The following is a 23717-nucleotide window of genomic DNA, read 5'->3' on the forward strand; positions in this document are numbered from 1 at the left end:
CCCACAGGGAAAGGGGTCCCCTTCCGGCGTCCGCGCTCGTACAGTTTCCGTTATGAAGATCATCGACCTTGAGCCCGGCGACGAGCGGCTCGCCGCCGACCTCCTTCCCGTCCTGCGCGAGCTCCGCCCGCACCTCACCGAGGAGCTGCTGACCGGGGTGTACGCGGAGGGGCACGGCCAGGGGCTGCGGTTCACCGCCGTGTACTCCGACGCAGGCGTGTGCGTCGGCGGCGCCGGGTGGCGCATCGTCGTCAACACCAGTGCGCTGCGGAAGCTGTACGTCGACGATCTGGTCACCGCCGCCACCGCGCGATCCACCGGTGTGGGACGGGCGTTGCTGGCCTATCTGGAGGAGCGGGCCCGGGAGACCGGGTGCAGCCGGCTCAGCCTGGACTCCGGTACGCAGAGGGCAGATGCGCACCGCTTCTACTTCCGGGAGCGGATGGCCGTCACCGCCTTTCACTTCGATCGGCATCTGGACTGAGGGAGCTGAGGGAGCTGAGGGGACTCAGGGGATTCAGCGCCGACAGGTCCAGGCGCCAGTCGTTCGTCCGGATCTTGTGGCCCGGCGGATACTCGAAGTCGCACTCCGCCATCAGCACGAACCCCGCCTTGCGGCACACTCCGTTGGACCCGGGGTGGTCCGTCTTCGGGAACGCGTGCAGATAGCGGTTGCGGCCGTGTTCCGCCGCCTCGGCCGCCACGGCCCGGGCGGCCGCGGACGCGACGCCCAGACCCTGGAAAGCGGACAGCACCGCCCAGCCCGTCTCGTACACGGTCCCGCCCTGCCACTGCCGCTCCCAGTAGCCGATCGTGCCCACGGGCTCGGGGTCGGGGTCGGGGTCGGGGTCGGGCCCGGACCCGTCCGCTCGCACGATGCGGTACATGCGCCCCGCCGCCGGGTCCGTCATCCCCACATACCGCGCATGGCGGACGGCGAGCTTCTCTTCGGTCTCCGGACCGCCCAAGTGGTCCATCATCTCCGGTGCGTTGGCACGCCGCAGCAGGTCCAGGTCGTCCTGCGACCACCGCTCGATTCGCACGCTGCTTCCCATGGATCCGACGATAGGCGCAGGGTCTGACAATCGGCGTCAGTGCGCCGCGTACGCCGTCGGCGGGACACCGATCGTGGCCGTGAAGTCCCTGGTCAGATGCGCCTGGTCCGCATACCCCAGCTCAGCCGCCAGCCCCGCCCAGTCGATCGCGGACTGCGTCTCGGCACGCTCCAGCGCCTCATGGATGCGGTAGCGCAGGATGACCCACTTCGGGCTGACGCCGACGTACGCGGAGAACAGCCGCTGCAGCGAGCGCGCCGACACCCCTTCCCCCGCGGCCAGTTCCTCGACCCTGCGGATCGTCCGGTCCCTGCGGATCAGGTCCGCCAGTTCCATCGCACGCGTCGCCTGTGCGTCCGGCGCGGGTGCGAGCGCGAGGAGATACGCATCCAGCGCGGCCACCCGGTCGTCCTCCCCGGACGGCGCGAGGACCGACTCCGCGTCCACGTCCGCCTCCGGGAGGCGTACACGCTGTCCCGTCCAGTGCGAGGCCGGGTGCTCCGGCGCGAACGGGCGGAAGCCGCCCGGGCGGAACTGGATGCCGCAGACCCGTCCGCTGCGCTCCAGTTTCTGCTCGGAGAGGCCCAGGCCGATGCCCGAGATCTCCGCGAAGTCCGCCTCGTCCGCGTACCGCTGGAAGACGACGTTCACCGAAGGGTGCGGCACGACCTGGGAGACGTAAGGCTCCGGAAGGTCCCAGTCGATGAGCCAGTAGTGCTCGAGATACGGACGTAGCGCGGGCGCCGGCTCGCGGCGCCGGAAGTGGACACGGCGCATCAGCTGCGAGGCGTCGACGATGCCTCTGGTGTCGCGGCGCGGGCCGGACACCCCCTACGGCCAGACCAGGCAGTACGCCTGATGCCCCGCGTCATGCAGCCGGTGGCTGAAATCCTGCCATTCATGGAGGAGTTGGTACACATTGAAGGCGTCGCGCGGGCCGCCCCGGTCCGGCACCGTCGACCAGATGAAGGCCGCCGCACCCACCGATTCCTCGCCCACGCCCCGCAGCGGGTCCACGACCGTCATCGGAAGCTTGACCACCGCATAGTCGGGGTGGAGCACCACCAGCTCCAGCGGCGGGACCTTGTGCAGGGGTATGCCCTGGATGCCGGTGAGGACCATCGCGGCCATCGTCTCCGGCTTGATCTTGGTGAACATCCCGCCCATGCCGAGCTCGTCCCCGCCCAGTTCCTCGGGGCGCATCGTCACGGGCACGCGGGCGGCGGTCGCGCCGTCGGGGGCACCGAAGTACTTGTAGGTCACCCCCATGGAGCCTGCCCTGTTTCCCGTGTGCGCGACAGGCTTCGAGGCAGCCCTCTCCCGCGCCCGTCGGTGTTTCCCCTTGGGCGCACGCTCGGGATCGAGGTCGTCGGTACCCTCGCCCAGTCCGCCACCGCGATGCATATCTCCACCCGACCACTCGCGGCCCCCGCCGCGCAACCCGATCATCGTGTCAGTGACCTCCCCCACGTGCGTGCGGTGAAACACCTGTCCGCAAGAGTGCTCGGGGCTCTGACACCATGGCTTGTGTGAGCTATCCGTACGAATACGACGCCCCAGTTTCGCAGACGCTCTTCGACCGTGCGTCCCTCGTGACACCCGGCGGGGTGAACTCGCCCGTCCGCGCCTTCCGCGCGGTGGGCGGTACGCCCCGTTTCATGGTGTCCGGTACCGGTCCGTACCTGACCGATGCCGACGGACGCGAGTACGTCGATCTCGTGTGCTCGTGGGGGCCGATGATCCTCGGCCATTCCCACCCCGAAGTGATCGCCGCCGTCCAGGCCGCCGTCGCCCGAGGAACCTCCTTCGGTACGCCCGGTGAGGGAGAGGTCGCCCTCGCCGAGGAGATCGTCGCCCGCATCGAGCCGGTCGAGCAGGTCCGCCTGGTCTCCTCCGGCACCGAGGCGACCATGTCCGCGATCCGCCTCGCCCGCGGATTCACCGGCCGCGCCAAGGTGGTGAAGTTCGCCGGCTGCTATCACGGTCATGTCGACGCGCTGCTCGCCGCCGCCGGTTCCGGCGTCGCGACCCTCGGCCTCCCGGACACCCCGGGTGTCACGGGCGCGCAGGCGGGGGACACCATCGTCCTTCCGTACAACGACATCGAAGCGGTCCGTGCCGCCTTCGCCGCCCACCCCGGCGAGATCGCCTGCGTCATCACCGAGGCCTCGCCCGGCAACATGGGCGTGGTCCCGCCGCTGGACGGCTTCAACGCCGGCCTGGCCGAGCTGTGCGCCGCCGACGGCGCCCTCTACATCTCCGACGAGGTGATGACCGGCTTCCGTACCTCCAAGGCCGGCTGGTACGGAATCGACGGCGTCAAGCCCGACCTGATGACCTTCGGAAAGGTCATGGGCGGCGGCTTCCCGGCCGCTGCCTTCGGCGGCCGCGCGGACGTCATGGGGCACCTCGCCCCCGTAGGACCCGTCTACCAGGCAGGCACCCTGTCGGGGAACCCGATCGCCACCGCCGCCGGTCTCGCCCAGCTCCGGCTCCTCGACGACGCCGCGTACGCGAAGATCAACGCGGTCTCCAAGGAGATCCAGGGCCTGATCACCGCCGCGCTCTCCAAGGAGGGCGTCGCGCACCGGCTGCAGACGGCCTCCAGCATGTTCTCGGTCTTCTTCACCGACAGCGACGTCCGCGACTACGACGGAGCCAAGGCCCAGGAGTCCTTCCGCTTCACCCCGTTCTTCCACTCGATGCTGGCGCAGGGCGTCTATCTCCCGCCGTCCGCCTTCGAGTCCTGGTTCGTCTCGACCGCCCACGACGAGCGCGCGGTCGAGCGCATCGCGGCCGCACTCCCCGCCGCCGCCCGAGCCGCCGCGGAGGCGACCGCATGAGCACCGACAGCAGCAAGGACATCACCGTCGTCCACCTGATGCGCCACGGTGAGGTCCACAACCCGGAGGGCGTCCTCTACGGCCGCCGCCCCGGCTACCACCTCTCCGAGCTCGGCCGGCAGATGGCCGACCGGGTCGCCGAGCACCTGGAGGGCCGCGACATCACGCATGTCGTCGCCTCCCCGCTGGAGCGCGCCCAGGAGACGGCGACCCCGGTCGCCAAGGCGCACGGCCTGGACCTGGCCACCGACGACCGGCTCATCGAGGCGGGCAACGTCTTCGAGGGCAAGACCTTCGGTGTCGGCGACGGGGCCCTGCGCAAGCCCGCCAACTGGAAGTACCTCACCAACCCCTTCCAGCCGTCCTGGGGCGAGCCGTACATCGAGCAGGTCGTACGGATGATGGGCGCCCTCGGTGCGGCGCGCGACGCCGCCCGCGGGCACGAGGCGGTCTGCGTCAGCCACCAGCTGCCGATCTGGATCGTACGGAGCTTCGCCGAGCGCCGTCGCCTGTGGCACGACCCGCGCAAGCGGCAGTGCACCCTGGCCTCGCTGACGTCCTTCACGTACCAGGGCGACAAAATCGTCTCCGTCGGTTACTCGGAACCGGCGAGGGACCTTGTGCCGTCCCATCTGTTGGCGGGCGCGAAGCCTGTGAAGGGTAAAGCAAAAGCCTTTGGTGCATAACGCCAAAATTTGTACTGATTCCCCGGAACCCTCGTGTTCCTCCCCGCATCTCACTCGTTGTCAGCTGTGAATAGGCTGTCAAAGAATCGAGCTGGGATGGGTGGCGCAATGCGCAACATGAGCCGAAGGGGTCTGCTGGGACTGGGAGTTGGGGCTGCGGCCGCGGCGGGACTCGCGGGCTGCAGCTCCGGCTCCGGATCGTCCGATACGTCGGACACATCCGATCCGGGGCACGTCGGCAAAGGCAAGGGATCGACCCCGAGCAAGGCGCCCGCGGGCCGCCCGATCGGCGACGGGTCGACCTCGGACACCGGCAAGCAGCCGCATCAGCCGGCCAGGCCCGTACCGCTGCAGCCGGGTGAGACCCCGCCGCAGTTCGTGATCTTCTCCTGGGACGGGGCGGGCGAGGTCGGCAACGGCCTCTTCCCCCGCTTCCTCAAGCTCGCCAAAGAGCACGACGCGAAGATGACCTTCTTCCTCTCCGGGCTCTATCTGCTCCCGGAGTCGAAGAAGTCCCTCTACCGTCCGCCGAACAACCGCATCGGCGCCTCCGACATCGGCTACCTCACCGACGAGCACGTCAGGGCGACCCTGACCAACACCCGCCAGGCGTGGCTCGACGGGCACGAGATCGGCACCCACTTCAACGGTCACTTCTGCGGTACGTCCTCGGGCTCGGTGGCGCACTGGACGCCCGAGCAGTGGCAGAGCGAGATCGACCAGGCCGTGTCCTTCGTCACCGAGTGGCGCACCAACACCGGCTGGCACGACGAGGACCCGCTGCCCTTCGACTACCGCAAGGAACTGGTCGGCGGCCGAACCCCGTGCCTGCTCGGCCAGGACAATCTCCTGCCCACGGCGAAGAAGCTCGGCTGGCGCTACGACGCCAGCTCGCCCGGCGGCCGCCAGACCTGGCCCGTCAAGCGCGGCGGACTGTGGGACCTGCCGCTGCAGGCGCTGCCGTTCCCCGGCCATTCCTTCGAGGTCCTCTCGATGGACTACAACATGCTCGCCAATCAGTCGGGGAATTCGACCAAGGGCATGACCTCGCGTTATGACGGCTGGCGCAAGCAGGCGGCCGCTTCGTATTTCGCCGGATTCAAGCGGGCGTACGAGGGCAATCGCGCGCCCCTGTACATCGGCAACCACTTCGAGCAGTGGAACGGCGGCATCTATATGGACGCCGTCGAGGACGCGCTCAAGAGGATGGCGGGCCGTCCCGGTGTGCGCTTGGTCTCCTTCAAGCAGTACGTCGACTGGCTCGACGTCCAGGACCCGAAGATGCTCGCCAAGCTGCGCACGCTCGATGTCGGCCAGCGCCCCGAGGGCGGCTGGAACACTTTCCTTAAGACGGCCTGACAACGGGCGTTCCGGGCACCGAGGGGGGCGCCCAAGATCCCGGATTGCGCCATGCGAAACTTTTCACATGGCACTTACGTATGCCCTGCCCCGCCGCACCGTCCGCCGTCGCGCCGCCCAGTTGGGCGTTGTGGCCGCGGCGGGTGCGCTGACGCTCACCGCTTGCAGCTCGGGCTCCCAGGTGAGCAGCTCGGCGGGCGCGCGATACGTGACGAGCAGCAGCGGGATCTCCACCGTGGCCAAGGGCTCCCGGGTGGCCGCCCCCGAGCTCTCCGGTGAAACCCTCGAAGGCGCCGAGCTCGATGTGAACTCCGCCTACAAAGGCAAGATCGTCGTGCTGAATGTCTGGGGCTCCTGGTGCAGCCCGTGCCGTGCCGAGGCGCCGAATCTGGCGAAGGTCGCGAAGGAGCTCAAGCCCAAGGGCGTCGAGTTCGTGGGGCTCAACACCCGTGACGCGTCGACGGGTCCGGCAAAGGCGTTCGAGAAGGATTTCGGGGTCGAGTACCCGAGCCTCTACGACCCGGCCGGCAAGCTTCTTCTCCGTTTCCCCAAGGGGAATCTGAATCCGCAGGCCATTCCGTCGACGATCGTCCTCGACCGTGACGGAAAGATCGCGGCCCGTAAGCTCACCGCCTTGTCGGAGGAGCAGCTGCACAAGATGCTCGACCCCCTGGTGGCGGAGAAGTGATCGCGTGATCCCTCTTGCTGCCGCGGCGGCCGAATCCGGCATCACGCACACCGTGAACAGCGGCACCCTGGTGGTCGCTCTCCCGATCGCGCTGCTCGCCGGCCTCGTCTCCTTCTTCTCACCGTGCGTGCTCCCACTGGTTCCGGGATATCTGAGTTACGTCACCGGGGTGTCCGGCACCGACCTGGCGCATGCCAAGCGCGGGCGCATGGCGGCCGGGGCCTCCCTCTTCGTGCTCGGTTTCACCGTCGTCTTCGCCTCCACCGGGGCTCTCTTCGGGTACTTCGGCCAGACGCTCCAGGAGTACAGCTCGGTCATCACCAAGGTGCTCGGCGCCCTGATGATCGTCCTCGGCTTCTTCTTCATGGGGATGATGCCGTGGCTCACCCAGCGCGAATTCCGCATCCACAAGCGGCCGGTGACCGGTCTCGCCGGCGCTCCGCTGCTCGGTGCGCTCTTCGGGGTCGGCTGGACTCCGTGCCTGGGGCCGACGCTCTCGGCGGTGAACACACTCTCCTTCCAGGAGGGGACCGCGGGCCGGGGGGCCATACTGACCGTCGCGTACTGCATCGGCCTCGGGGTGCCGTTCGTACTGGCGGCTGTCGCCTTCCGTAAGGCGCTCGGCGCCTTCGGCTGGGTCAAGAAGCATTACGCGTGGGTGATGCGGATCGGCGGGATCATGATGATCGCGACCGGACTGCTGCTGGTCACCGGCGTCTGGGACCGCATCATCCAGCAGATGCAGGTCTGGTCCGGCGGCTTCACGGTAGGGATCTAGGTTCATGAGCGACACCGAGACCAAAACGACGGACGACGACCTCGGCGCAGCCGGTTCGCAGCTGTCGACCGCTCCCAAGGAGGAGTCGGCCTCCTCGCTGCCCGCCATGGGAGTCATCGGCTGGATCCGCTGGTTCTGGCGGCAGTTGACGTCCATGCGCGTCGCCCTGCTCCTGCTGCTCCTGCTCTCGCTCGGCGCGATCCCCGGATCCCTGATCCCGCAGACCAGCATCGACCAGAACAAGGTCGACGTCTTCAAGGCCGCGCACACCTTCCTCACGCCGGTCTACGAGAAGCTCGGCATGTTCCACGTGTACAGCTCGGTGTGGTTCTCGGCGATCTACATCCTGCTGTTCGTCTCGCTCATCGGCTGCATCGTGCCGCGCACCTGGACCTTCGTCGGCCAGCTCCGCAGCCGCCCGCCGCATGCCCCCCGTAACCTCAAGCGCCTCCCCGCGTACACGACCTGGCGCACCGAGTCCTCGCCCGAGGACGTCCGGGCCGCCGCGCTCGCGCTGCTGAAGAAGCGGCGCTTCCGGGCGCACGCGGAGGCGGACGGTGACGCGGTCGCCGCCGAGAAGGGCTATCTGCGCGAGACCGGGAATCTCCTCTTCCACATCGCGCTGATCGTGCTGCTCGTGGCGTTCGCCGCCGGGCAGCTGTGGAAGTCCGAGGGCGGCAAGCTGATGGTGGAGGACACCGGCGACGGGTTCTCCAACACGCTGTCCCAGTACGACGACTTCACCGCAGGGAACCTCTTCGACGCCGACGAGCTGAAGCCGTTCAGCTTCACGCTGGACCAGTTCGTCGGTACGTACGAGAGGACGGGACCGAACCGCGGCACCCCGCGCAAGTACGAAGCCCATGTCACGTACTCCAAGGGCGTCGACGGCAAGGACCAGAAGGGCGTCATCAAGGTCAACGAGCCCCTGGTCATCGACGGCACCAAGGTCTATCTGATCAGCCACGGCTACGCCCCCGTCGTCTCCGTCAAGGACGGCAAGGGCAAGGAGATCTACCGCGAGGCCGTACCGCTCCTGCCGCTCGACTCCAACGTCACGTCCACCGGCGCGATCAAGGTCATGGACGGCTACAAGGACGCCAGGGGCAAGAAGGAGCAGCTCGGCTTCAACGCGATGTTCGTGCCGACCTTCAAGGGGCACGGCACGATGATGTCGCAGTACCCGGGCCTGGACTTCCCCGTCCTGGCGCTCTCCGGGTACCACGGCAGCCTCGGTGTGGACGCGGGGCTTCCGCAGAGCGTGTACCAGCTGGACTCGTCCAAGATGACCAAGTTCAAGGACAGCAAGGGCGATCTGCTCAAGAAGATGCTGCTGCCCGGCGAGACGATGAAGCTGCCGAACGGCGCGGGCTCGATCCAGTTCGTCGGCGTCAAGCAGTGGGCCAGCTTCCAGATCTCGCAGCAGCCCGGGAACGATTTCGCGCTGATCGGTGCGATCTCGGCCATCCTGGGCCTCGCCGGATCGCTGTTCATCCAGCGCCGCCGGGTGTGGGTGCGGGCCGTACGGGGCGAGGACGGGACCACCGTCGTCGAGATGGCGGGGCTGGGGCGGAGCGAGTCCGCGAAGCTCCCCGAGGAGCTGGGCCTGCTGGCCGAGAAGCTCCATTCAGTGGCGCCCTCGGCGCCAGAACCTGCAGAGACAGTTGAAGGGGCCGGGAAGAAGTGAATCTCGCCGCGGGAACCAATGAGAACCTCGCGCACATGAGCAATGTGCTCATCTACTCCGCGATGGCCGTCTACACCCTGGCCTTCCTTGCGCACATCGCGGAGTGGACCTTCGGGGCGCGCTCCAAGGTGGGCCGTACGGCCGCCGCACTCACCGCCACCACCTCGGCGAAGGCCGCCGCTCCGGCGGTTCAGGTCAAGAAGGCGGGCGGGGGCACGACCGTCCTGGAGCGCCCGAAGGTCGTCACGCGTTCGGCGGCCGGGGCGCGCGACGTCCCCGACGGCCCGGGTGCTGCCGGCGGTACGGAGCAGGGCGACCTGTACGGCCGGATCGCCATCTCGCTGACCGTCGTCGGCTTCCTCTGCGCGGTGGGCGGCGTGGTCACCCGCGCGGCCTCGGTGCAGCGGGCGCCGTGGGGCAACATGTACGAGTTCTCGATCACCTTCTCCACGGTCGTCGTCGCCGTGTACCTGGTGCTCCTGGCCGCCAAGGTGAAGGTCCGCTGGCTGGGCCTGATGCTGGTCACCGCGGTCCTGCTCGACCTCGGTATCGCCACGACCGTCCTCTACACCTCCAGCGACCAGCTGGTCCCGGCCCTGCACTCGTACTGGCTGTGGATCCACGTCTCCTGCGCGATCATCTGCGGCGCGACGTTCTTCATCGGCGGCGCGGGCACCCTGCTCTACCTCCTCCGCGACTCCTACGAGGCGAAGGTCGCGGCCGGCAAGAAGCCCGGAGAGCTCATGACCTCGGTCATGGAGCGGCTCCCCTCGGCGGCCTCGCTCGACAAGTTCTCGTACCGCATCAACGCCGCCGTTTTCCCGCTCTGGACGTTCACGATCATCGCGGGCGCGATCTGGGCGGGCGACGCATGGGGCCGCTACTGGGGCTGGGACCCCAAGGAGACCTGGTCGTTCATCACCTGGGTCGTGTACGCCTGCTACCTGCACGCCCGCGCCACCGCGGGCTGGAAGGGCCGCAAGGCCGCGTACCTGGCGCTCTTCGCCTTCGGCTGCTGGATCTGGAACTACTACGGCGTGAACATCTTCATCAGCGGCAAGCACTCCTACGCCGGAGTCTGAGCCCGCGCCGTACGAAGCACTCTCGGCGAAGGCCGGTTTCTGTGACACAGGTCACGGGAACCGGCCTTCGCCGTACGGACAGTTGGAGTGTGTGGACACACAATTCAGGGCCCGCGTCAGAGAGGGCGACCACGGCGCTTTCGGTGAGCTCTTCGACGCCTGCTCCCGCGCCGTCTACAACCACGCCTACCGCCTGACGGGCGACTGGGCGCACGCCGAGGACGTCGTCTCGCTGACCTTCCTGGAGGCGTGGCGGTTACGTGGGACGGTCGAGGCGGAGGGTGGTTCGCTGCGGCCCTGGCTCCTCGGTGTCGCCACCAATGTCACCCGCAATACGCGGCGGGCCGCGCGCCGCCATGCGGCAGCCGTGGCCCGGCTGCCGCGCGAGGAGGGGGTGCGGGACTTCGCCGACGCTTGCCGAGCCCGGCGGAGGCGACGCCCTACGCGTGCGGAACCCGGCCCGCCGGGTGAGGCTGGTGTCATGACGTCCGACGCGATCGCCCATGGCACCAGCTCCACCCGCGGCAATACGCACGTGCTCCGGTTCGCCCTGCACCTGCCGCACTCCCTGGAGCAGGTCTGGGCCGCCGTCGCCACCCCGCGCGGGCTGCCGGGGTGGCTGGCGGCGGCCGATGTGCTGGAGCCGAGGCTCGGCGGGGCCGTCACGCTGCGGTGGCTGAACGGCGAGAGCGACAGCGTCCACAGCGGCACCGTCACCGCGTGGGAGGTGCAGCGCGTCGCCGAGTACACGGTCGATCTGCACGGGCGGATCCGCTTCCACCTCGAACCCGTCGGCTCGCAGGCCGCCGTCGTCCGCTTCACCAATGAGTTCACCGGGCCCGACAGCCTGCGCCTGGACTGCCTGGCCGGGTGGCACCACCACTTCGAGTTCCTCTACGACGCCCTCGAAGGCAGCCCCAAGGACTGGGCGACCTGGAATCTGGACCGCTGGCGGGAGCTCAGGGCGGCCTATGAGACGGCGGGCGGCAAGCACGCCTGAGTCGGCGGCTTCCCCTCGGGCCAGGCGATCTTCACGAAGCGCTGGGTGCCCTCGGGGGTGAGCTGCACGATCGGGACGGCCTTGTTGTACGGGTTGCCGTGGTTGTCCAGGCAGATCCAGCCGCTCGCGCCGGGGATGCGGTTGTAGGTGCCCTTGATCTGCGGCCACTGGGTGCCGACATCCGTCAGGTCGGGGAGCGTCCTGCCCTTCACCGTCGCGTTGCGGATGCCGTGCACGGCGAGCGTGAGGGCGTCGTACGCGACGATCGCCTGCCCGTCCGCGAGCTGCGAAGGGCCGATCGGGCCGACGCCGGGGGTCGCCGCCTTCGCCAGCAGATCAGCGAACCGCTTGTAGTCCGCCGCGCTGCCGCCCGTCTTCGGCGGGGTCCCGGTGGTCCAGGCGTCCGGGTGCGAGAGCGAGGCGTAGCGGACGGTGACCTTGCGGGTCAGGGCGTTCTTGTCGAGCTTGGAGTCCCGGCCGAGGTACGAGGCCTCGTCGCCGGTGAGGATCGTGAAGGGGCGCTCCTGGCAGGCGCGCGCGCCCAGTTCATTGACGAACTGCCGCAGCTGGGTGTGGCGTCCGGCGAAGAAGACCGTGTCGGCCTGGGTCTCGCAGATGATCTGGGTGATCTGCCGGAAGGTGTTGGAGGTGGTGCCCTCCTCGGTCGAGTCCGGCGGCGAGGTGAAGATCTGCGGCGGGTACGGGGCGCCCTTGAGCAGGGCCAGGAACGCGGTCTTGAGGGTGGAGGTGTAGTAGTCGGAGGACCGCGTGTCCTGGACGATCACGGCCTTCTTGGCGTCGACCTTGCCGAACTGGGCCAGCGCGCGTGCCTCGTCGCGGTTGGTGGGCGAGACTCTGGCGAGGCCCGGATAGGGGTCGCCTGCCGCGCTGTTGGCGATGTCGTCGGCGGTGATCGTGGTGCCGATGACGGGGATGTGGGCGGCGGTCAGCGCTTTGACCGCGGCCTTGGTGCTGGGGCTGCTGATGGCGATCCCGGACACGGCGCGGAGGTTGTCGGGGGCGCCGGTCATCGACTTGATGCGGTCGACGGCGCTGCTCCACTGCTCGCTGCCGCGCCCGGAGTTGGCGAGGACCAGGCGGATCTTGGGGACCTGGTCGTTGTTCTCGTGGTTGGCGCTGTACTGCTCCAGGAACGCGCCCTGCACCTCGTTGATCACCTTGGTCGCGGTGCCGCTGTCGGTGGAGGTGAGAGGGAGGAGGAGGGCGACGGTCGCGTACTCGCCGCTCTTGAGGGTGCGGTTCTCGCGGGCGACGGCCTGGGCGACGCGGCGCAGGGCCGGCACCCCGAAGTCGTAGCCGTCCCCCGAGACGCCTATGCACTCGGCGCCCTTCTCGGGGCGGTCGACGCCCTCCGCGCAGTGCAGATCGGGCGTGTAGACGACGTACGCGCCGATGCCCGCGCCGGTGAGCAGTGCCAGGACGAGGACCGAGGTGAGGATGCGACGGAGCCGGTTGTACCAGAAGATCTCGCGGAACCGATTGTTCATGGCAGGTCTCCCGTCTGCGGCGGCCGCCACTCGCGGACGGCCTGCGGCCAGCTCCGGGAGGCCTGCCAGAGCACTTCGTTGCCGGTGGGGTGGAGGGCCGCGAGCTGCCCGAGTTCGTCACCCATCTTCTCGGTCACGTCCTCGTCGGGGAGCGTGAGGAGATCGGTCAACTGCCAGACGCAGTACAGAAGTCGGCGTATGCGGAGATGGAACACCCGGTCCGTGCCGTCGGGCACCAGCTGCTCGGCGTCGGTACGCCCCAGTGCGACGGCCCGCCGGGTGTCGCCGGGGCCGAAGAGCGGCGCGGAGGCGATGAAGCGCAGCTCGCGGAGCCAAGCGGCGCAGTCGGCGGTGCGGAAGGTGTCGCGCAGCCGGGCGACGGCGAACGTCGTCTGCCCCAGGGCGAGTTCATGGTGGAGGCGGCGCGGATGGCCCTCCGGGTAGTGGTCGGACATCGTCTGCTGTACGTCGCGCCAGCGCACCTGGTCGGTGTTCAGCCGGTGCAGGAGGAGGGTCCGCAGAAAGGGGTCGCCGACGAAGTGGTCGGGCGACGCGCCCCAGTACTCCTCCGCGAGCAGGTCGCGCATCGGCAGCACCCCGGCCGCCCCGCCGTCGTGGTCGAGGCGGGCGGCGGCGAGGAACTCGGCGTCGGCGGTGTCGTGCGCGGCGGCGAGCACGGTGAGCCGGTCCAGGCGGGCCGCATGGACGAAGCTCTCCAGGAGCTCGGCGGCCGTCTCGCGCCCCGGAGTGTCCTCGCGCAGCGCGACGGAAAGACCGAGAAGCGCGCCAGGAGTCAGCGCAACAGGGCCGCTGCCAGGAAGAGTTGGCGCATGGGCCTGCGAGGGATGCGGTACGGGAGCGGCCCGCGCGATCCGCGGATCGACCGCCTGCCCCGCGGCCCTGGTCAGCAGGGCGACGCCCAGCGGCCGCCCTTCGGTCAGCCGGTGGATGCCGCGCGCAAGCTGCGGCGGCGTGCGCAGACCGGGGTCCTGCGCGTCGAGCATCTGCCGTACGTGCTCGGGCTCCAACCCGGTCAGTTCCACGGCCAGCGCACCGGAGGCGACCTCGGGGCCGCGGTTCCAGGCGGTGGAGTGGGTGACCCGGGGCAGGGTGCAGCGGCGTGCGGCGCGGAGCGCCGGGTGGTCGTAACCCCGGAACGCCGCGACGATGACGGTCTGGTCGTGCCGTCCTTCGGCACGGTCCCTGAGCACCGGCTCCAACAGGCGCCGCCCGAGCGGCTCCTGGACGTTGTCGAGGAGTACGAGGGGCCGCCCGACGCGCCGCAGCTTGCCCATCCCCGCGTAGGCGGCCATCAGATCGGCGCGCAGCGCCCCGACGAGATGCCGCTCGGCCAGCGTCCGGGCGTCGGCGTCGCGCTCCCGGTGGAACTGCAGGGCGAGGAGGTTGAGCCCGCGCTTGGCATTGCCTCCGGCGCCGGGGTACTCCCCGTAGAAGTTGGCGGCGTGCCGCTGCCCGCGGTCGAAGAGGTCCTCCAGGAGCGACTCGACGGTGGACTCGACGATCACGTCGAGCCCGGGCGGCGCCCCGGCCCCCAGCGCGGCGAACTTGGCCCCGATCTTGACGACCCACCCGCGTCCGGCGCTCCGCAGCCGCGACCCGGACTCGACGAGCATGCCGAGACGCAGCGCCTCGTCGCGTATGTGCTGGGTGTTGTTCGGGTCCCAGCCGGTGGACGCGATGGCCACCAGCCCGGCCGCCAGGCGCGGGAAGGTGACGTGCCCGGCCCCGCGCACGGCGGGCCCGAGCTGCTCACCGAGCACGGAGAGCGCCTCGGTGACGGGCGACCAGTACGGGGCGCGCGGATCCCCCGTGGGCAGCCCGGCGAAGTCGCGGTGCGCGCAGTCGATGAGGGCGACCGGGATACGCCCCCGGTAGTGGGTCCGCAGCTGCTTGAGGAGAACGGTCTTGCCCGTCCCGCGCCCGCCGGTGAGGACGACGACCGGCAGATCCTCCGCATGCTCGGTCTTGACCTGCTGGAACCCGCCGGCCGGCAGGCCGACGAGGCGTGGTGCGAGCCCTTCGAGCACCGCCTCGCGGCCGAGCAGCTCTCTGTCCACAGCACCTCCCGTGCCAGGGGTAGGCAGCTGTCGCTGCGTCAACATCAGTTTATCGGGGGGAGGTTGCCATCAGTACAGGCTTTCGGATCACGGTTGTGGTCACGGGGATGCGCCAGCCGCACGACCCGCAGCGGGGCGAAACGGGGGTCGCGGGTGCGCCGCAGGATCTCCGCGCGCCGCCCCTCGTACTGGGACATGGCCCACCACACGGGGTGGTCGCGCCGGAACCACCCCGCGAGCGCTTCCCGGTTGCCCCCGAAGACGCGCTCGCGCAGCAGCGTCCTGCGGACCGACCGCCGCAGGACGCGCCACAGGACGACGCGGCGCGGGTAGTCGAGCCACACCACGGTGTCGGCGTGCTCCCAGAGCAGGTCGCGTACGTCGGGATGCCCGAGGGAGTCGAAGACCCATCCGCCGGGGCCTTCGAGGATCCGCGCGACCTGCCGGGTGAGGTTGGGGTTCTCCTGCCAGCCGGGCCCGATGAAGTGCAGGGCGTCCATCTCGTGGAATTCCAGGCCGAGCCGGCGGGCGATCGCGCGTGCCATGGTGGACTTGCCGGCCCCGGTGCTCCCGACGACGAGGACGCGCGGCGCCGCCCTACGCGAGGTCACGCAGGTCCCGTACGAACCGGATCGCGGGACGCCCGTTCAGCTCGGTGTCGCCTACGGGGGTGAATCCCGTACGGACCAGGACGGCCTGCGACGCGGCGTTGTCGACGGTCGCCGCGGCCCGGAGCGAGCTCAGTCCGTACTCCCGGGCGGCGAGTGCGCAGACCTCGCGCACACCGGCCGTGGCCAGCCCCTGTCCGGCGGAGCGCTCGGCGATCCGATAGCCGAGATCGGCCGAACCGCCCTCCACATCGATGAGGTTGATCCGTCCGAGCACCTCGCCGCCGTCTCCCACCACGAGATGGAAGAGGATCGTCCCGGTCTCCTGCTCGTCCAGCAGCGCGCGGTGACGCTCGTCGAAATGGGCGAAGTAGTCGTCCCCGCGGTCGGGGATGTGGGCGGCGAAGTACGCCCGGTTCTCCCGCTCGAAAGCGAGAAGCGCCGGGGCGTGGTCCGCGCGGAGGCGCTGGAGCAGGGGCATGCGCGCAGGTTACGCACAGTTGAGTACGCGTGCTCATGCCATTTCCCCGGCCCCGGGAGAAGCTGCCGGACATGACGGAATCCCTGGACTCGCCGAGTGTGGGCGCCGACGCCGCGAGCGGCTGTCTGCTGATCTTCGTCGAACTGCTCGCGCTGGTCGTGATCTTCATCCTCTGGGCGGTCTCCGGCTGGACCCTCGACCCTGAGGCGAACGTCACCGCCGACCCGGTCTGGTGGTACCTGGTGGCGGTCGGCGTGCTCACCGGACTGACCGTCCTCGCCATGATCCTGGCGTCGCGCCGGAAGGCGAAGGTGACGGGCTGGGGCCAGTTCTTCATGGCGATCGGCCTGGTGCTCGTCATCCTGGCCGGGGCGGCCGGCCAGGTGCACGAGGACCACAAGAAGGCGGAACGGGCCTGTCTCGCGCAGCACAACGGGGCGTACTGCTACGACTGACGGGCCCGGATATCCAGTTGCGCACAGTACGTCGCCGAAGCGACCATCCCCGGATGGTTTCGACTCCTCCCGACGGCCGCGCCGGTATCGACGCCGCCCTCGTGAAGCGACTGATCGCCGCCCAGTTCCCGCAGTGGAGCGCGCTCGATGTGGCCCCCGTGGAGGTGGAGGGCTGGGACAACCGCACGTACAGGCTCGGCGACGACATGACCGTACGGCTGCCGACGGCCGCGGGCTACGCACCGGCCGTCGACAAGGAGAACCACTGGCTCCCCCTGCTCGCATCCCAGCTGCCGGTCGCCGTCCCGCCGGTGCTCGCCAAGGGCGCGCCGGGGGAGGGGTACCCGTATCCCTGGTCCGTGCGGGGCTGGCTGGACGGTGAGGCGGCCCTGCGTGCCCGGATCGACGACCGGGTCCAATTTGCGGTGTCCGTAGGCGAGTTCATCGGCGCGCTCCAGCGCTGCGACGCGACGGGCGGACCGCTCGCCGGGGAGCACAGCTGGTACCGGGGTGCGTCGCTGCTGCATTACGACGAGGAGACCCGCCGCTGCCTGGCCGCGCTGGCAGGCCGGGTGGACACGGCGGAGGCCGCCGCCGTGTGGGAGGCGGCCCTCGCGGCCGAATGGCACGGCGAACCCGTCTGGTTCCACGGCGACATCGCCCCCGGCAACCTCCTGGTCGCCGACGGCAAACTGACCGCCGTCATCGACTTCGGCACCTCGGGCGTCGGCGACCCGGCCTGCGATCTGGTCGCCGGACTCGGCATGTTCGAAGGCGAGGCGCGGGCCGCTTTCCGCGCCACCGTACGAGCAGATCCCGCGATGTGGGCGCGGGCCAGGGGCTGGCTGCTGTGGAAGTCGCTGCTGGTGCTGAGCGGCTGCATCGACACGGATCCGGTGGAGGCGGCCGTCAACCGGCGCCTGATCGACGAGGTGCTGGCCGATCACGGGCGGTCCCGGTAGGCGCTTCCGCAGGCGGCGTTGTCAGTACCGGGCGGCATGATCCGTACATGCGACTCACGCGATGGACCACGGACCGGATGTTCGTCTCGTACTCCCAGTACTACCTGCAGGGCATGGAGTTCCTCGACGTCTACGGCGACAGCGACACCGTGGAGCGGATCTTCGCGGGCAACAGCCTGGCGGCGGGAGGACCGGAGCATCTCACCGTGCGCGCCGGGACCCACACGGGGTGGATATCCCTGACCACGGAACAGCGTGTGGACGCACCACCAACCGTGGACGAAGGGTGGGAGACGGTCGTGGAGGTGAGCGTCTTCAGCAGCAGCGGCATGCTGAGGCTGTTCCAGTGGGGCGGCGAAGTGGTGGACGAGGCCGGCAACTTCGCGACGGCCGGGCCCGGCTGGTACCGGGTGCGCGCCCACACGCGGGGCCGGGACTCGGGCGATGCCGATGGCGCGGAGGAGCACCTCCTGATCTCGTGGCCCGCGCCTCCGCAGGCGGATGTCGTGCACCGGGCCGATGACACCTTCGCCAGGAGCCACTACGACCCTCAGCGACCGGCAGGGCTGCCGGTCGACCCGGACGACCCCGCGTCCTTCCTGGACCTGAAGTAGGCGCGATTTCCATCGGTTCAGGGCGCCGGGACGACTTCGGCGGGGGGCCGGAGGCGCTGGACCAGCTGCCTGATGACGGGTTGGGGCACGGTCGGGTGCTGGGCCGCGGCTCTCGCGGTGCCGGTGTCCCGCAGCAGACCGACCAGCACCCGTGCGGGCAGCAAGGGGTGCCGGGCAGCCGCGTGGCGTATGCGGTCGTGCGGGTCGTCGAGCAGCCGCACCGCGGACGCGGGGCTCAGGCGCGGGTCGGACGATGCCCGGTAACGCACGTCCGCGTTGTCGTCCCTGCTGAACCTCTCCACGAGTTCGGCCGTGGACTGCGGGTCGTCCAGGGCCAGTTGGCGCATCCGCGGGTTCGGGTCGTCGGCGTAACGGAGCAGGCCGTGCCGCGGGAAGTTCGGATGACCGCGCGGGCGGTCGGGGAAGCTGAAGCTGCCGGTCCACCACTGCCACACCCGCAGCAGCATGTCCGCGGGCGCGTCGTCGCAGGACTCCGCGAGGAAGAGCTGGACCACGCGGTCCTCGTCGCGGGCGAGGCGTTCGACGACATCCGGCGGGAGACGGCGGGCGCGCGCGACGCTTCTGCGTACGAGAGGGTGCGCGGAGGCGGCCAGACGGCGCATGGCGGCGGGATCGTCGTGCAGGGCCAGGACCCAACGGAGGGGTCCGTAACGAGTGTGCGGGTCGAAGGAGAAGTCGATGGCCGCCCGTAGTTCCTCGGTGATGTCGGGGCGCGAGGCGATCGTGGTCCGGACGCCTTGGTCCGGGTCCTGGGCGAGGAGGCTCACCAGGTCGGGGTCCAGGTGCGGGTTGTCCGCGAGGGAGCGGCGCAGGTACAGGTCCTCATGGCGGGCCGCGTGTTCGGCAAGCCCGCGTTCCAGGCGGCACGTCTTCGCTGCGAGGTTGTTCAACTCCTGTGCCTCGAAGGCCGATCGGGACAGCGGGTGCACCAGATGATGCTGGAGCAGCGCCTCGATCCGAACGTGGTCGTCGGAGTCATCGAGCAGTCCTTGCTGGACCGTGCCTTCCAGCCGGTGCCAAGCACCTGAACAGACCGAGGCGCGCACGGACGGATCGTCGTCTGCGGCCAGTGCGGTCAGTACCCGTATCGGCAGTCCGGGGAGGCGGACAGCCTGTCGGCGTATCCGTGTGGACGGGTCCGCGGCGAGTTGCTCGCACGCGATGTCGGGCAGGTCCACCCGTCGGTCTGCCGCGATCCAGGTGAACATCCACCGGTACCGCTCGTTCCTTTCCTCCAGGATCAGACGGGTCCACTGCTCAGCTGTGAGATGAGAGTTGTACTCGGCCAGTACCTCGCGGACTTTGACCTCCGGGTGGGCGATGGCCGCTTCGACGACAGCTGCCGGCAGGGCGCGGAACATCACGTACTGCGTCAGCCCCAGCAGATCGGCCAACAAGTCCTCGGGCGTCGCCGGGTTCAGCGCCAGCCCGTCCGCCCATTGCCCGCGCAGCTTCTTCGAAGGCTTCAACCCCCCGGCCAGCGAAGCCCAAGCCCCTTCCCGCTCCTCCGCGCTCTCCCGGACCGCCGCCTCCGCTGCCGCCTCCTGCCGCTCCCGGATGCGGTCCACGGCGACGAGCCACACCTCGTACTCCTCGGTGGTCGCCCCCAGCAGGCGATCGCCGTCCAGCGAGAGGGAGATGAACTCCGGCCGACCGGGCCGGGGGCCGAGCACCCCGGCCAGATCCCACCCGTCGGTGAGCCTCACCCGCGTCCAGCCGTCACCGCCGTCACCGCTGTTACCGCTGTCACCGCCGTCACCGCCGGCGGCTATGAGGAACACGCCGTCCTCGCCGATGACCCCGTTCCCGACCGCGAGCCGGTGCCACTGCGCGTTGAGCTCGGCGACCGGATCGGGATGGTCGTGCCGTACGGCCACGGTCGGCTCGGTCTCCATCGAGGCGACCGCGCGCATCGCGGCCCGGACCGGCAGCACCTCCTCGATCCGCCGGTCCCCCGCGATCTCCAGGCCGGCGCGCCCCAGCAACTCCCGAAGTCCGTCGCTCACACCCGTCATGGGAGCCATCCTGCCCGAACGCCCGTTCAGGTCACCGTGATCGCGTCCAGCTTCGCCCGCAGATAGACATGGCTGTCCACCGGCTCGTACGCCACCCGGCCCGTCGGTGCGGGGACCGGGGCGACCGTCGTACGCGGGTCGCACTCGTAGAAGTAGACCAGCGACATCAGCTCCTCCGCCGGTACGTCCGCCGGCGGCGGCAGCACCCGGTGGCGGCCCGAGCGCCAGCGGTCGCCTGTCCAACGCGCCATCAGATCACCGATGTTGATGGTGAAAGCGTCCGCATCGAACGGGGCGTCCTCCCAGCCGCCCTCGTCCGTGAAGACCTGCAGCCCGCCCTTGCCCGCCTGGCGGTCGAGCACCGTCACCGTGCCGAAGTCCGTGTGCGGGCCGATACGGAACTGGCCAGGCTCCGGGGTACCCGTCACCTCCGTGCCGGGGTACCAGTTGATGTTGAAACCCCAGGTGGGATGGGCCGTGTGCCGGGTGAAGAAGTCCGTGCCCTGGCCGAGCGCGACGCCCAGGAGTTCCAGGAGCCGGTCGGAGAGCGCCTGCATCTGGGAGAGGTACGTCTCCACCAGGGCCTTCAGCGCCGGAGCCTCCGCCGGCCAGGTGTTGGGGGCGAACCACTCCGCGTCGATCTCCGCGTCGCCCGTCCTCTCCTCCGCCGCGAAGGAGATCGACTCCTTCAGGTCGGGGGGCGTCGGCGTCCCCTCCGAGTAGCCGTTGGCCTCCGCGCCGGGTCCGAGCCAGCCGCGGCCGCCGACCTTCACCGCGTACGGCTCCTTCGTCGCGGGCGGCAGCCGGAAGAACTCCCGTGCCGAGTCACGGATCCGCGTACGGAGAGCCGGGTCCACGCCGTGGCCCGTCACCAGCAGGAAGCCCGCCGTCTGCAGCGCCTGGTCGACGGTCTCGGCGATCGCGGCGCGTGCGCTCGCGTCGCCGGCCGTCCAGGGCGCGAGGTCGATCGTGGGGATACGGGGTTCGCTCATGGCTCTCACTCTCCTGGTGAGGAAACACCGGGGCAACGTGCGGAAAGTACTCTCCGGGCAGCCGCACGCCGGACGAACTGTCGGGAGGCCCTCCCCATGCCCGCACTCACCCTCCGCGAGATTCTCTCCCTGGACGTCCTGCGCGATGCGGCCCCCGTGCTGCTCGCGGGCGCCGACGCCCTCGACCGGCCGGTGCGCTGGGTCCATTCCAGCGAGGTCTACGAGGGCGCCAACTTCCTGGACGGCGGCGAGCTGCTGCTCACCAATGGCTTCGGGCTGGTCGACGCGGATGAGGAGACGCGGCGCCGGTACGTCCGCGAGCTCGCCGCACGCGGCGCCGTCGGGCTCGTCGTCGAGGTGGGGCGGGCGCTCGCCGACATGCCCGCGGAGGTCGTCGACGAGGCGGGGCGTCTGGGGCTGCCGCTCGTCGCGCTGCGGCGGGTCGTTCCTTTCGTACGGATCGCCGAGGCCGCCAATCGGGCCATCGTCGCGGAGGGGCTGACCGGTCCCGCCGTACGGCCCTGGGGCGGCGACCATGCCGCGGCCCTGCTCGCCGACCTGGCCGACGGGCGTGCCCTCAACCAGCCCGAGGTGTCCGCCCGTTCGGCGCTCGCGGGCTTCCGGCCCGCACCCGGCACGAAGCTCGTGGGGCTTTCCGCGCAGGGGATCGACGGCGGCCTCGGGGGAGCGGTGCGGCGGCTCGGCGGGCATGCGGTGCTGTGCGCGGCCTTTCCCGGGGACACGCTCGGACTGGTCGCCGTCGCGGGGGCGCGGCGCGACCCCGTGCGGGCCGTGCAGGAGGTGCTCGGCGGGTGCGCGCCCGACGTGGTCGCCGCGGTCGGGCACGCGGTGGCGGCGGACGCGGGCTGGCAGCGGTGGAGCGAGACGCTGCGGGCCGCGCGGACCGCACTGGAGCTCGCGCTGACCGTCGCTCCCGCCGAACCCGGCCTCATACAGGGTCCGTTGGTCACTTCGTCGCGGGCCCTCGCCCTGGAGCGGGAGCTGACGCGCGGCGGCATCGACGCCAACAGGGACCGCCTCGCGCACCTCGTGCAGCACACCCTCGGTCCGCTGCTCGCGTGGGAGGCGGCGCACGGCTCCGATCTCGTACGCACCCTGGAAGTGCACCTGCGCAACGGCTGCAGCCCCACCCGCACCGCCGCACTCCTCCACATCGGCCGCCAGTCGCTCTACCAGCGTCTGGAACGCATCGAGTCGCTGCTCGGCCTGGAGGTCGCCGACCCCGAACTCCTCGGCGAACTGCTCTCCGCGGACTGCGCGCACCGGGTGGTGCGCGGGGCCGCGGAGTCCCTCGGGGGCGTCGGCGGGCGGTCAGGCGCGGTGGCCGCGGCCTGACAGCGTCTTGATCGCCCCGTACGTCACGGCGCTCACCGCGAAGCCGACCAGGCACGTGATGTCACCCAGCGACGACCAGCGCTCGGCCGCCCAGCCCACGTACTGCTCCTGGTTGGAGAAGAGCGGGACCGAGACCGCGACACCCGCCAACAGGGCGATCACACCTGCCCAGTTGGCGTACCCGCGATCCGTCATGCGCTGCGTCAGCTCCTCGTCGGGCGTGGTGCGCGCGGAGAGCCGGCGCTCCAGGAGTACGACGCCGAGCCACGGCCCGACCCAGTACGCGATGACCAGCAGGAACGCCTCGTACGCATGCCCCGCGTCCGAGAGCGACGCCCAGGCGGCCGCCGTGCCGGCCACGCCCGAGATCACGACCAGCGTCGAACGCCCCAGCCACCGCGGCAGCTTCAGGCCCAGCGAGGTCAGCGACATGGAGGAGGAGTAGATGTTGAGCGCGTTGGCGGAGATGCCGCCCAGGATGATCGCGATCAGCGTCAAGTCGCCGAGCCAGCCCGGCAGATGGCCCGTGAAGGCGGCCGTCGGGGTGGCGTCCTTGGGGGCGGCGATCGTCGCGGAGGCCGCCCCGATGAGAGCGACGACGGAGATCGAGACGAAGAGGCCGAGGCCGGGGAAGAGGGCCGTCTTGAGGCGGGAGGCGGTACGGGGGAGATAGCGGGTGTAGTCGGAGGCGTAGGTGTTCCAGCCCGCCGCGTAGCCGAAGGCCGTGCTCGTCGCGAGGAGGAAGCCGCCGAGGGAGCCGCCGGAGCCGTCGCCTGCGGTGGCCGAGAGGTGGGCGTGGTCGAAGGTCCAGATGCCGGCCAGGACGAAGACGACGGCGAGCAGCGGGAGCGCGTACCGCTCGAAGACATGGACGAAGTTGTGGCCGATGAAGCCGATCGCCATCTCGGCGACCACCACGAGCAGCAGGCTCGGAAGCGGCCGCAGCCCGGTCAGGGTGTTCAGCGCGAAGGCCGCGCTGACGCTGTTCACCGCGAACCAGCCGACGCCCGCCACCAGGGCGTTGACCCCGGCGGGCAGCACATTGCCGCGGAAGCCGAAGGAGAGGCGGCCCATGACCATCTGCGGGACGCCGAAGCGCGGGCCGTCCGTGGAGAGCAGGCCCTGGGTGAGCGAGCCGATCGCCGTACCGAGGACGATGGCGGCCGCGGCCTGCCAGAAGCTGAGGCCGAAGAAGAGCACCGAGATGACGCCGATGTAGACGGTCGCGAACTCGATGTTGGGCGAGGCCCAGGTCCACAGCAGCTGACGGGGGTGCCCGTGCCGCTCGGCGAGCGGGATGGGGTCGGAGCCCGCCGTCTCTACGGCGATGACCTTGTCGCCGTAGTCGGCGGCGGGGGCGGCGGGCGCCGGAGCGCTGGTGGGAACGGTCGTCATGCCCCGTAAGTGTCCGGCTCACCCGCCCCTCGCGTCAGGGGCGCAGTGTCCGCT

23 protein-coding genes and 1 pseudogene are annotated in these 23717 nt (G+C 70.2%); 14 read left to right on the forward strand and 10 right to left on the reverse strand.

Features of this window, described 5'->3' with window-relative positions:
• Positions 1-52 precede the first annotated feature (52 nt).
• Positions 53-484 (forward strand): GNAT family N-acetyltransferase, encoded by a 432-nt coding sequence (locus tag AB0H78_RS33600; protein ID WP_363238546.1) that lies wholly within the window; start codon positions 53-55, stop codon positions 482-484.
• Here AB0H78_RS33600 and AB0H78_RS33605 read toward each other — a convergent pair.
• From AB0H78_RS33605 to AB0H78_RS33615, 3 genes are read right to left on the reverse strand one after another with little or no spacing between them, the layout of a single operon-like run.
• Positions 450-1055: a GNAT family N-acetyltransferase gene (locus AB0H78_RS33605; protein ID WP_363238547.1), complete on the reverse strand. Its 606-nt coding sequence runs from the start codon at positions 1053-1055 to the stop codon at positions 450-452. The two genes, AB0H78_RS33600 and AB0H78_RS33605, sit on opposite strands and share 35 nt — an antisense overlap.
• 36 nt (positions 1056-1091) lie before the next feature.
• Entirely contained in the window at positions 1092-1883 is a 792-nt protein-coding gene (locus AB0H78_RS33610) for a helix-turn-helix domain-containing protein (RefSeq protein ID WP_363238548.1), read from the reverse strand.
• A 3-nt stretch (positions 1884-1886) separates the two neighbouring features.
• A complete protein-coding gene (locus AB0H78_RS33615) occupies positions 1887-2324 on the reverse strand; it encodes a hypothetical protein (RefSeq protein WP_206960113.1) in 438 nt (145 codons plus the stop codon).
• A gap of 251 nt (positions 2325-2575) precedes the next feature.
• On the opposite strand from AB0H78_RS33615, the gene hemL reads away from it, so the two are divergent.
• The 9 genes and pseudogenes from hemL (at position 2576) to AB0H78_RS33660 (ending at position 11178) form a co-directional block, all read left to right on the forward strand.
• Positions 2576-3898 carry a glutamate-1-semialdehyde 2,1-aminomutase gene (hemL, locus tag AB0H78_RS33620; RefSeq protein ID WP_363238549.1) on the forward strand — a complete coding sequence of 441 codons (1323 nt, stop codon included), beginning with the start codon at positions 2576-2578 and terminating at the stop codon, positions 3896-3898.
• Positions 3895-4584: a histidine phosphatase family protein gene (locus AB0H78_RS33625; protein ID WP_363238550.1), complete on the forward strand. Its 690-nt coding sequence runs from the start codon at positions 3895-3897 to the stop codon at positions 4582-4584. The genes hemL and AB0H78_RS33625 overlap by 4 nt, the downstream gene beginning before the upstream one ends.
• A gap of 108 nt (positions 4585-4692) precedes the next feature.
• Positions 4693-5943 (forward strand): hypothetical protein, encoded by a 1251-nt coding sequence (locus AB0H78_RS33630; RefSeq protein WP_363238551.1) that lies wholly within the window; start codon positions 4693-4695, stop codon positions 5941-5943.
• A 67-nt stretch (positions 5944-6010) separates the two neighbouring features.
• On the forward strand, positions 6011-6631 hold the full coding sequence (locus tag AB0H78_RS33635; RefSeq protein WP_363238552.1) for a TlpA disulfide reductase family protein: 621 nt from the start codon (positions 6011-6013) through the stop codon (positions 6629-6631).
• A 4-nt stretch (positions 6632-6635) separates the two neighbouring features.
• A complete protein-coding gene (locus AB0H78_RS33640) occupies positions 6636-7409 on the forward strand; it encodes a cytochrome c biogenesis protein CcdA (RefSeq protein ID WP_363238553.1) in 774 nt (257 codons plus the stop codon).
• 4 nt (positions 7410-7413) lie between these two features.
• Complete coding sequence (locus tag AB0H78_RS33645; protein ID WP_363238555.1) at positions 7414-9096, forward strand: cytochrome c biogenesis protein ResB; 1683 nt, start codon at positions 7414-7416, stop codon at positions 9094-9096.
• Positions 9093-10178 carry a c-type cytochrome biogenesis protein CcsB gene (ccsB, locus tag AB0H78_RS33650; protein WP_363238556.1) on the forward strand — a complete coding sequence of 362 codons (1086 nt, stop codon included), beginning with the start codon at positions 9093-9095 and terminating at the stop codon, positions 10176-10178. The genes AB0H78_RS33645 and ccsB overlap by 4 nt, the downstream gene beginning before the upstream one ends.
• A gap of 91 nt (positions 10179-10269) precedes the next feature.
• A pseudogene (locus AB0H78_RS33655) lies at positions 10270-10590 on the forward strand (sigma factor); the annotation flags it as partial.
• Positions 10591-10659: 69 nt separating this feature from the next.
• Positions 10660-11178: an SRPBCC domain-containing protein gene (locus AB0H78_RS33660; protein ID WP_363238656.1), complete on the forward strand. Its 519-nt coding sequence runs from the start codon at positions 10660-10662 to the stop codon at positions 11176-11178.
• Here the strand turns inward: AB0H78_RS33660 and AB0H78_RS33665 are convergent.
• The 4 genes from AB0H78_RS33665 to AB0H78_RS33680 are packed head-to-tail and all read right to left on the reverse strand — an operon-like array spanning position 11148 to position 15853.
• Entirely contained in the window at positions 11148-12686 is a 1539-nt protein-coding gene (locus AB0H78_RS33665) for a hypothetical protein (RefSeq protein WP_363238557.1), read from the reverse strand. The genes AB0H78_RS33660 and AB0H78_RS33665 overlap by 31 nt on opposite strands.
• Positions 12683-14764: a hypothetical protein gene (locus tag AB0H78_RS33670; RefSeq protein WP_363238558.1), complete on the reverse strand. Its 2082-nt coding sequence runs from the start codon at positions 14762-14764 to the stop codon at positions 12683-12685. The genes AB0H78_RS33665 and AB0H78_RS33670 overlap by 4 nt, the downstream gene beginning before the upstream one ends.
• A gap of 44 nt (positions 14765-14808) precedes the next feature.
• Positions 14809-15375, reverse strand: a complete 567-nt coding sequence (locus tag AB0H78_RS33675) for an AAA family ATPase (protein WP_363238559.1) — start codon at positions 15373-15375, stop codon at positions 14809-14811.
• Positions 15362-15853: a GNAT family N-acetyltransferase gene (locus AB0H78_RS33680; protein ID WP_363238560.1), complete on the reverse strand. Its 492-nt coding sequence runs from the start codon at positions 15851-15853 to the stop codon at positions 15362-15364. The genes AB0H78_RS33675 and AB0H78_RS33680 overlap by 14 nt, the downstream gene beginning before the upstream one ends.
• Positions 15854-15924: 71 nt before the next feature.
• On the opposite strand from AB0H78_RS33680, the gene AB0H78_RS33685 reads away from it, so the two are divergent.
• Genes AB0H78_RS33685 through AB0H78_RS33695 form a run of 3 tightly spaced genes read left to right on the forward strand, consistent with a single transcriptional unit; the run spans position 15925 to position 17884 of the window.
• A complete protein-coding gene (locus AB0H78_RS33685) occupies positions 15925-16308 on the forward strand; it encodes a DUF6234 family protein (RefSeq protein WP_363238561.1) in 384 nt (127 codons plus the stop codon).
• Between the two features lie 53 nt (positions 16309-16361).
• Positions 16362-17270 carry an aminoglycoside phosphotransferase family protein gene (locus tag AB0H78_RS33690; protein ID WP_363238562.1) on the forward strand — a complete coding sequence of 303 codons (909 nt, stop codon included), beginning with the start codon at positions 16362-16364 and terminating at the stop codon, positions 17268-17270.
• 47 nt (positions 17271-17317) lie between these two features.
• Positions 17318-17884 (forward strand): hypothetical protein, encoded by a 567-nt coding sequence (locus AB0H78_RS33695; protein ID WP_363238563.1) that lies wholly within the window; start codon positions 17318-17320, stop codon positions 17882-17884.
• A gap of 17 nt (positions 17885-17901) precedes the next feature.
• Here AB0H78_RS33695 and AB0H78_RS33700 read toward each other — a convergent pair whose 3' ends face one another.
• Together AB0H78_RS33700 and AB0H78_RS33705 are read right to left on the reverse strand one after the other, a co-directional pair.
• Positions 17902-19920 carry a PE-PGRS family protein gene (locus AB0H78_RS33700; RefSeq protein WP_363238564.1) on the reverse strand — a complete coding sequence of 673 codons (2019 nt, stop codon included), beginning with the start codon at positions 19918-19920 and terminating at the stop codon, positions 17902-17904.
• Positions 19921-19946: 26 nt separating this feature from the next.
• Entirely contained in the window at positions 19947-20912 is a 966-nt protein-coding gene (locus tag AB0H78_RS33705; RefSeq protein ID WP_363238565.1) for a 2-oxoglutarate and iron-dependent oxygenase domain-containing protein, read from the reverse strand.
• Between the two features lie 96 nt (positions 20913-21008).
• Here AB0H78_RS33705 and AB0H78_RS33710 point away from each other — a divergent pair, with 96 nt between their 5' ends.
• A complete protein-coding gene (locus tag AB0H78_RS33710; RefSeq protein ID WP_363238567.1) occupies positions 21009-22268 on the forward strand; it encodes a PucR family transcriptional regulator in 1260 nt (419 codons plus the stop codon).
• On the opposite strand, the gene AB0H78_RS33715 is transcribed toward AB0H78_RS33710, so the two are convergent.
• On the reverse strand, positions 22245-23663 hold the full coding sequence (locus AB0H78_RS33715) for a cytosine permease (RefSeq protein WP_363238569.1): 1419 nt from the start codon (positions 23661-23663) through the stop codon (positions 22245-22247). The genes AB0H78_RS33710 and AB0H78_RS33715 overlap by 24 nt on opposite strands.
• Between the last annotated feature and the right edge of the window lie 54 nt (positions 23664-23717).

This window comes from Streptomyces sp. NPDC050738, from assembly GCF_040654175.1.
GTDB lineage: Bacteria > Actinomycetota > Actinomycetes > Streptomycetales > Streptomycetaceae > Streptomyces.

Bases quoted from the DNA above. Each gene is read 5' to 3' on its own strand.
- AB0H78_RS33600 (WP_363238546.1), top strand. From the start codon at position 53: ATGAAGATCATCGACCTTGAGCCCGGCGACGAGCGGCTCGCCGCCGAC.
- AB0H78_RS33605 (WP_363238547.1), bottom strand. From the start codon at position 1,055: ATGGGAAGCAGCGTGCGAATCGAGCGGTGGTCGCAGGACGACCTGGAC.
- AB0H78_RS33615 (WP_206960113.1), bottom strand. From the start codon at position 2,324: ATGGGGGTGACCTACAAGTACTTCGGTGCCCCCGACGGCGCGACCGCC.
- hemL (WP_363238549.1), top strand. From the start codon at position 2,576: ATGGCTTGTGTGAGCTATCCGTACGAATACGACGCCCCAGTTTCGCAG.
- AB0H78_RS33625 (WP_363238550.1), top strand. From the start codon at position 3,895: ATGAGCACCGACAGCAGCAAGGACATCACCGTCGTCCACCTGATGCGC.
- AB0H78_RS33630 (WP_363238551.1), top strand. From the start codon at position 4,693: ATGCGCAACATGAGCCGAAGGGGTCTGCTGGGACTGGGAGTTGGGGCT.
- AB0H78_RS33635 (WP_363238552.1), top strand. From the start codon at position 6,011: ATGGCACTTACGTATGCCCTGCCCCGCCGCACCGTCCGCCGTCGCGCC.
- AB0H78_RS33645 (WP_363238555.1), top strand. From the start codon at position 7,414: ATGAGCGACACCGAGACCAAAACGACGGACGACGACCTCGGCGCAGCC.
- AB0H78_RS33660 (WP_363238656.1), top strand. From the start codon at position 10,660: ATGACGTCCGACGCGATCGCCCATGGCACCAGCTCCACCCGCGGCAAT.
- AB0H78_RS33665 (WP_363238557.1), bottom strand. From the start codon at position 12,686: ATGAACAATCGGTTCCGCGAGATCTTCTGGTACAACCGGCTCCGTCGC.
- AB0H78_RS33680 (WP_363238560.1), bottom strand. From the start codon at position 15,853: ATGCCCCTGCTCCAGCGCCTCCGCGCGGACCACGCCCCGGCGCTTCTC.
- AB0H78_RS33685 (WP_363238561.1), top strand. From the start codon at position 15,925: ATGACGGAATCCCTGGACTCGCCGAGTGTGGGCGCCGACGCCGCGAGC.
- AB0H78_RS33690 (WP_363238562.1), top strand. From the start codon at position 16,362: ATGGTTTCGACTCCTCCCGACGGCCGCGCCGGTATCGACGCCGCCCTC.
- AB0H78_RS33695 (WP_363238563.1), top strand. From the start codon at position 17,318: ATGCGACTCACGCGATGGACCACGGACCGGATGTTCGTCTCGTACTCC.
- AB0H78_RS33700 (WP_363238564.1), bottom strand. From the start codon at position 19,920: ATGACGGGTGTGAGCGACGGACTTCGGGAGTTGCTGGGGCGCGCCGGC.
- AB0H78_RS33705 (WP_363238565.1), bottom strand. From the start codon at position 20,912: ATGAGCGAACCCCGTATCCCCACGATCGACCTCGCGCCCTGGACGGCC.
- AB0H78_RS33710 (WP_363238567.1), top strand. From the start codon at position 21,009: ATGCCCGCACTCACCCTCCGCGAGATTCTCTCCCTGGACGTCCTGCGC.
- AB0H78_RS33715 (WP_363238569.1), bottom strand. From the start codon at position 23,663: ATGACGACCGTTCCCACCAGCGCTCCGGCGCCCGCCGCCCCCGCCGCC.